The sequence below is a fragment of the Methylobacterium sp. UNC378MF genome (assembly GCF_900103195.1).
GTDB lineage: Bacteria > Pseudomonadota > Alphaproteobacteria > Rhizobiales > Beijerinckiaceae > Methylobacterium.
The window spans coordinates 1-6,428 of record NZ_FMWU01000065.1; the positions used below are offsets into that span (position 1 = coordinate 1).

Annotated in this window: 5 protein-coding genes and 3 pseudogenes; 5 read left to right on the forward strand and 3 right to left on the reverse strand. The window is 55.9% G+C overall.

Annotated features, from left to right (window positions below; translation table 11 throughout):
- Window positions 1–339, forward strand: a 339-nt coding sequence (locus BLT59_RS30270; RefSeq protein ID WP_175544175.1) for a transposase, incomplete at its 5' end; no start/stop codon positions are given.
- 649 nt (window positions 340–988) lie between these two features.
- Window positions 989–2,422 carry a radical SAM/SPASM domain-containing protein gene (locus tag BLT59_RS31005; protein WP_139174170.1) on the forward strand — a complete coding sequence of 478 codons (1,434 nt, stop codon included), beginning with the start codon at window positions 989–991 and terminating at the stop codon, window positions 2,420–2,422.
- Between the two features lie 68 nt (window positions 2,423–2,490).
- On the opposite strand, the pseudogene BLT59_RS30280 reads toward BLT59_RS31005, so the two are convergent.
- Window positions 2,491–2,969, reverse strand: a pseudogene (locus BLT59_RS30280) (transposase); the annotation flags it as partial.
- Between the two features lie 73 nt (window positions 2,970–3,042).
- Here BLT59_RS30280 and BLT59_RS30285 point away from each other — a divergent pair.
- Window positions 3,043–4,067, forward strand: a pseudogene (locus tag BLT59_RS30285) (IS110 family transposase).
- Between the two features lie 260 nt (window positions 4,068–4,327).
- Here the strand turns inward: BLT59_RS30285 and BLT59_RS31010 are convergent.
- A pseudogene (locus tag BLT59_RS31010) lies at window positions 4,328–4,444 on the reverse strand (IS630 family transposase); the annotation flags it as partial.
- Window positions 4,445–4,615: 171 nt separating this feature from the next.
- On the opposite strand from BLT59_RS31010, the gene BLT59_RS31015 reads away from it, so the two are divergent.
- Window positions 4,616–5,398 (forward strand): hypothetical protein, encoded by a 783-nt coding sequence (locus BLT59_RS31015; protein WP_139174171.1) that lies wholly within the window; start codon window positions 4,616–4,618, stop codon window positions 5,396–5,398.
- Between the two features lie 382 nt (window positions 5,399–5,780).
- Here the strand turns inward: BLT59_RS31015 and BLT59_RS30295 are convergent, their stop codons facing one another.
- Window positions 5,781–5,993: a hypothetical protein gene (locus BLT59_RS30295; protein ID WP_139174172.1), complete on the reverse strand. Its 213-nt coding sequence runs from the start codon at window positions 5,991–5,993 to the stop codon at window positions 5,781–5,783.
- A 148-nt stretch (window positions 5,994–6,141) separates the two neighbouring features.
- Here BLT59_RS30295 and BLT59_RS30300 point away from each other — a divergent pair.
- A partial coding sequence (locus BLT59_RS30300; protein WP_139174101.1) for a helix-turn-helix domain-containing protein occupies window positions 6,142–6,428 on the forward strand: 287 nt, incomplete at its 3' end.

The window sequence follows — 6,428 nt, forward strand, 5'->3', positions numbered from 1 at the left end:
GAGGCCGCCGTCCCGCCCGGCAAGGCGATCCACGCGATCCTCGACAACGTCGCCACCCACAAACATCCGAAGGTGCGCGCCTGGCTCGCCCGGCACCTGCGCTGGACGTTCCACTTCACCCCGACCTCGGCCTCGTGGCTCAACGCGGTCGAGGGCTTCTTCTCAGCGCTGACCCGTCGTCGGCTGCGGCGAGGCTCCTTCACCGGCGTCGTCGACCTGCAGGCGGCCATCAAACGCTACATCGCCGAGCACAACCGGAGCGCCAAACCCTTCGTCTGGACCAAACCCGCCACCGACATCCTCGCCGCCGTCAGCCGATTCCCTGAACCATCCGTCTGAGTCAGTGCACTAGCCCTGGCGGCAGTTCAGCAGGCTGCCGAATGAGGCCCGGAAGCTCATCCTTCGGCGGCACTAAGATTTCTTGGACTCTCAGGCTTAGCACGTCGTGCCTCGGTGTCCCCTGGCTCCATTCTGCACCCAAAAATAACGCGAATAAAGTATGTTCAAATTTTTTATAGCATAGATCCGGTCTGAAAACACACGATGGTATGGTGATCGTAAAATGAAAACGAGCTGAAATGGGTATCTATAATCAAGAATACCAATTTAATTTTCATAATTGTTATATTGGCACCTTATTTTACCTTTCATAAGACGGTTATATAATTCGATCTTTTGAGATCCTGCTTGATTACTGTATTACCGTATGGAACGCTTGACAAAAATTTTGTGTGATCTGAAGATGTCGCTCTCAATGAGGGAGTTCGTCATGGTAGACACGTCGCTACGTTCGCACGACGAGGCGAACCCGCACCGCCGGAAGGCGCTCGCGCTCCTTGCAAAATCAACTATCGGCTTGACAGTTATTGCTGCCGCTACAGTCGCGTATCCCCTAGCGACAGCTAATCCTGCAAGGAGTGAAAATTGTTGCTCTAGATGCGTAAGAAGTAGATCTCGTAATTGTGCTATTCAATAAGGAGGCTTATACGTGAGTGATCGCACTTCCTTATACAGACTTTCGCCTGATATTATCTGCTTTGGCCATCGAGGAGGAACTATCGTCGCGGAAGGTGGCAGGATGCGACCGATTCTTCTAAACGCATCAAAAGATGAGGTCTCAGAAATTCTAGAAAATATATCAAGCATCAGCCCCTTTTGTATCGACGATATAAAGAATTGTCTGCCCGATTCTTTGATAGAGGCCTTTATCGAAAGCGCAGTGATATACGACGTTCATCCAAATCAATCTAAAGTCTCAAATCCACGCCGTATAACTGAAAAGCCAGAGCACGTTTCACTTTTCCTGGTACTAAACCAATATTGTAACCTGGCATGCGTTTACTGCTTGGAGGGTAAGGAAACTTACGAAGCGCCAGCTCGGCGAGAGATGAGCTTTGAGATCGCTAAACGCGGCATTTTATCATTTTTGGATCTCTTGGCCCCAGGGGGGCATCTTGGCATAACTCTTTTCGGGGGTGAGCCGCTCTTGTCCTGGCCAACTATTCTAAAAATCCTTGATTTTTGTAAGAATGCCGTCGGGAATGATGTTAATGGCCGGACGATCAGTTTTGCTATGCAGACAAACCTTTCCTTTATACCAGAAGGTTTTATTGAAGTTGTCAAAGAAAACCAGATCTATCTGACTATCGACGTTGATGGTCCCCCTGAAGTGCAAAACAGGCTCAGGCCTATGAAGGGCCGGAACTCGAACAGTTTTGATCGCGTGAAAATGAGCATCGGGACGTTATCTGAACACGGCGTGCCATATATGCTAAGATGTACCTTGACCTCACTGAATGTTGGGATCCTTGAGGAGGTTGAGCAAACACATGCTAGCTTAGGATCGGTGGAGCCTACAGAACTTGGATTGCTTCGCCCGGTCAATTCCGACGGCTTTGTCTTCCCAAGCAACTTGATGCCAGGATATAATGATATTGCCGACGCAATTACGAGTGGCTTAGATAGAAATTCATCGCTGATCAACAGGTACGTTGATCGATATAGAGACCGAGCGGGCGGCCCACTCGATTGGAAACACGGATGTAATGCGGGTTTTGGTCTACTTCCTACATTAACTTACGATGGAAAGATATATCCATGCACGTGGTTTGTTGGGAACAAGGAATTAGAAATCGGAGATCTTGCTGCATCTCCAATAGTATGTGAAGAAGCCGTACGGCATGTAGAGAATTGTCTACATATAGACCACGACCCAATATGCTCAACCTGTTCCTATAGAGGTATATGTGGGGGCGGGTGTGGAGTTACGCGTGTATTGACTAATTATGGCCAGGGATCTCCTTTGAAAACTGTTGCCATGGATCAGGCGCGATCCATGCAGTGCGCAATTACTAAGACATTAACAAACTATATCTTATCCGAGGCTATTGAAAAACAACTTTCTGCGGAGAATGCCTTTTAAGCGATGCTGTTTTTGGGTGAAATATTCGGGCATGTTTCTAAGAATCATCGGTTTGCATTGTGGCCGCTTTAGGCGTGAGCTGTCACCGTATATACTCGATCGGATTTTAGAGCTGTTTCCGGACAAGTAGCGACGGCCAAGTCGTTCTCGTAGCCGGCTGCGGCGATGTAGTTGCGGCACTCCTGCGGCGTGAAGCATGTGCAGGCCTGACGGATCGCCGCCCAGAGATCCGAGATCGTGCGAGCGGCCGCGCTGCGCAACAGAGCCTTCAGCTTCGCGAAGACCTGCTCGATCGGGTTGAATCAGGGCTGTAGGACGGAAGGTAGAGCAGCAGCGCTCCTGCGGCCTCGATCGCGTCCAGCACGTCGGCGACTTTGTGGGCTGGCAGGTTATCCATGACGACGACGTCGCCCGGCTGCAGCACCGGGATCAGCGTGTCGGTGACGTAGCTGCGGAAGCGCGTGCCGTTTGTGGAGTCATCCAATAGCGCGGTGGCACACAGCCCGCTCGTGCGCAGGGCGGCGGTGATGGTCGTCGTCTTGTAGTGATGGCGTGGACGCCCCTCGACGGCATCGATGTGCCAGGATGGTGGTGTTGAGAACCACTAGAGGGAGGCGTCCGTGACAGAGGTTAGCACCATCGGCCTGGATCTGGCCAAGAACGTCTTCCAGGCGCACGGCGCGGATGCCGCCGGTGCGCCGGTCTTCCGCAGGAAGCTGCGGCGAGATCAGGTGCTGGCCTTCTTCGCCGCTCAGCCCTCGTGCGTCGTCGCTTTGGAGGCCTGTCCAGGCGCGCATCACTGGGGCCGGGAGATCGGCAAGCTCGGCCATACGGTGAAGCTGATCGCGCCCGCTTATGTGAAGCCCTTCATCAAACGGCAGAAGAACGATGCGGCCGATGCCGAGGCGATCTGCGAGGCCGCGCAGCGTCCGACCATGCGCTTCGTAGCCGTGAAGAGTGAGGCCAAGCAGGCCTCCGCGGTGATCTTCCGGACCCGCGACGTACTCGTCGGCCAGCGTACCCAGCTCATCAACGCGATCCGTGGCCACCTCGCCGAGTACGGCCAGATCGCCCCGCAAGGGCCAGCCCACGGCGAGCGGCTGATCGCGCAGATCGAGGATCCAGCATCGGATCTTCCTCCGGCCGCCCGCGGCAGCCTCGCCGTTCTCGTCGGGGCGCTCCGCCACCTGCAGGAGCAGACCGCAGCCCTCGATGCCGAGATTGCCGCGCGCGCCAAGGCCGACGACACGGCCCGGCGGCTGATGAGCGTACCGGGCATCGGCCCGCTGATCGCCACGGCCATCGAGGCCCTGGCCCCGCCCGTCGAGACGTTCCGCTCGGGCCGCGACTTTGCAGTCTGGGTCGGGCTAAGACCGGTGCAGCGCTCGACCGGCGGCAAGGAACGCCTCGGTCGCACCTCGCGCATGGGCGAGCGGACGCTGCGGCGCCTGCTCATCATTGCCGCCAGCGCGGTGGTGCGCTGGGCCAAGCGCAGGGCGTGCCGGCGGACTCGTGGCTGGGCCGAATGCTGGCGCGCAAACCGCCGATGCTGGTCATCGTAGCGGTCGCCAACAAGAACGCGCGCATCGCGGGGGCCCTTCTCACGAAGGGCGGGGTCTACCGAGCTCCGGCCGTCACCGCGTAGGCGGGGCGGACGCGAGGCTGTCGGAGGGCATGAGGAGGTCGACGGACAGGTATGGCGCAACGTCGGTGAGACGGAGTTGGGAGAACCAGGCGCAGGGGAAGCGCTTCGAGCGCGCTGTAGTGATGTGGTCTCGACTCTCGCACTCCCATACGGGCCCGCGGCATGTCACCCACCGCATCAGAGGCCGGACACATGGCAGCACCCGATCACGCGCAGCGCTTGTCCAGAGATACTGCTTGCACCCGAGGGGGTGTCCATACATGCCCCTGCGGGGCTGCGAGCCGGCAGCGCTCGCCGCGCGGAGCCGAACCATAGCGGCGCGCCATGTTGGTGGCCGCAGCCGTCTCGTCCAGGAACACCCGACGACAGGGGCCGAGGTGTTTCTCGCTGCGCTTCTCCGGCCACCCTAAGCGCAAAACGAACACTTTCCTCCAGCGAAATTGCGCTGTGTGTTCGAGTTTAGTGTTTGATTTTTTTATTGGCAGACCGAAAATCGGGTGGTGTAGGCTGCGCTTTCATCTGCGTGTTTGCCAGCGAACTGATTAACAATGGAAAGCCTGTTAGAGTTTCTACGGAACCCAGAGAACCGCGCCCTTCTCACATGGGTAGGTGGTGGCATAGCGTCGCTATCGGCCGCTTTTTGGATTGTATTAAAATTTATAATAGAACGACCCAAAATTAAATCAGCCGATTCGAGCAAGGCTCCTACTCAGGACAATCTATCGGTCGATGTGTCTGGTGGCATAGGCATAGGGGGCAACGCACAGGTCCACAAAAGTTTTAACAAAATTGGTTATAGTCTTGGCGCTTTATTTGTAGTAGGCCTCATTTTGCTCTTGATCGTCTTTGTTTTCGACAAAGCCCTATACCCGCTTCTCCGCTCAGATGGCCGACTTCCAAGCTTTGAGCTTAAACTTGTTTGTCATTCTGATTTTCAAGTGCCGACACGAATGAACGATGATGAGCGTGAGCAGTTCACTCGCCTAGATCAACTTTTAGAAGCAAGCGATGGTCAAACTATGTACATTGACCTCGATATCCGAGCGGATAGCGGTGCGGGTGGTTGCTTACGAGAGAGGGCTATGGGTAAAAGGTTTTCCAATGAAAGAGAAATGACAGATGATGATATTAAAGCCGGCAATATATACTTCAACCGGAGATCAATCAAGTCTCGTCCGCGCTTCGATATATCCGATGTTATGCGTAATGGCCACGAGATTACTGTGTTCAATCCGGAAATCTGGCCAGTTACAGGCGTATTTTTGTGCCGAGGTATACACAGCTCCCCGAGAATGGCCTTTACAGAAAGGGGGATTATGGTAGTTGGCTAACATATAATGGCCCGTTCGTGGTGCATTATTACCGGGGAACGGGCTATCTCGGCGGCTACCTAGAGCCAATTAAAAATCCAAGCCAAAACATGATCGATCAAGTTGACTGTACGCGTAGGTATGAGCAGCTTACATTTATGGAACGCATATTGAAGCGTTGCTTTTGAAATTGCCGCAAACCATAGGCGGCATCACGTCCGTGAGGAACGCCGCACCCGACTGTAAGCGGGCGGCATACTTCACAGTCGGCATTGTGACGTCGAAGGTCATTGAGCTCTCTCTCTCTTGATGTCCGCTTTGAGGCCATTGCTGAACGCGCATAAACCGCCGGATTGGGCGCAAAGGGGCCATGAGAGGTTGATCGGGCGGCGGGGTGAGTGCATCAAGCCGCGATGCCTGTCCGCTCTGTTTGTCTTTCTGCCGATAAGGTCAGGAGCTTGCAGGATTGGGATTGCCCGATGATTGCTTGCAGCAGCTTCTCAATCGCCGCGGTGGCGAGTGCCTGATAGTCCGGAGAGTAAGCGGCGTAGATCTCGGTAATCGCGAAACCCCGCACTCGATGGCCAAGCTGCCCTGAGAGCTCCTCGAACGGCACTCGCTCCTTCCGCATCCAACGCGCAATCGTATGCCGCGGGCTGTAAAGGTTCACTCGATCATCGAGCTCTGCTCGCCGCCTGCTTTCGCCTAGTGCAGTGACGCGGACGGAGGATTCACGCAGGCGGTGAGGCGTGCGAGTCTGGGCCATGGCTCAGACGGTATGCGTTCTTCTCGATGCGAGCGACGCGGCACGGCTGGCTGCGATCGCCAGCGACCGCTCTCGCCCGCTCAAACATATCCAGCGCGCCCGCATCGTCTTGCTCTCGGCCGAGCGCCTGAGTGTCCAGGACGTCGCCCGGCGAGCGGGCGTCAGCCGTCCGGCCGTGTGGCGCTGGCAGCGGCGCTACGCCGAGGCGGGCGTCGAGGGTCTGCTGCGCGACAAGACGCGTCCGCCCGGGACACCACCCCATTCGACCGAGACGGTGGCTGAGGT

Coding starts and splice junctions, on each gene's coding strand:
- BLT59_RS31015 (WP_139174171.1), top strand. CDS start 4,616: ATGGAAAGCCTGTTAGAGTTTCTACGGAACCCAGAGAACCGCGCCCTT.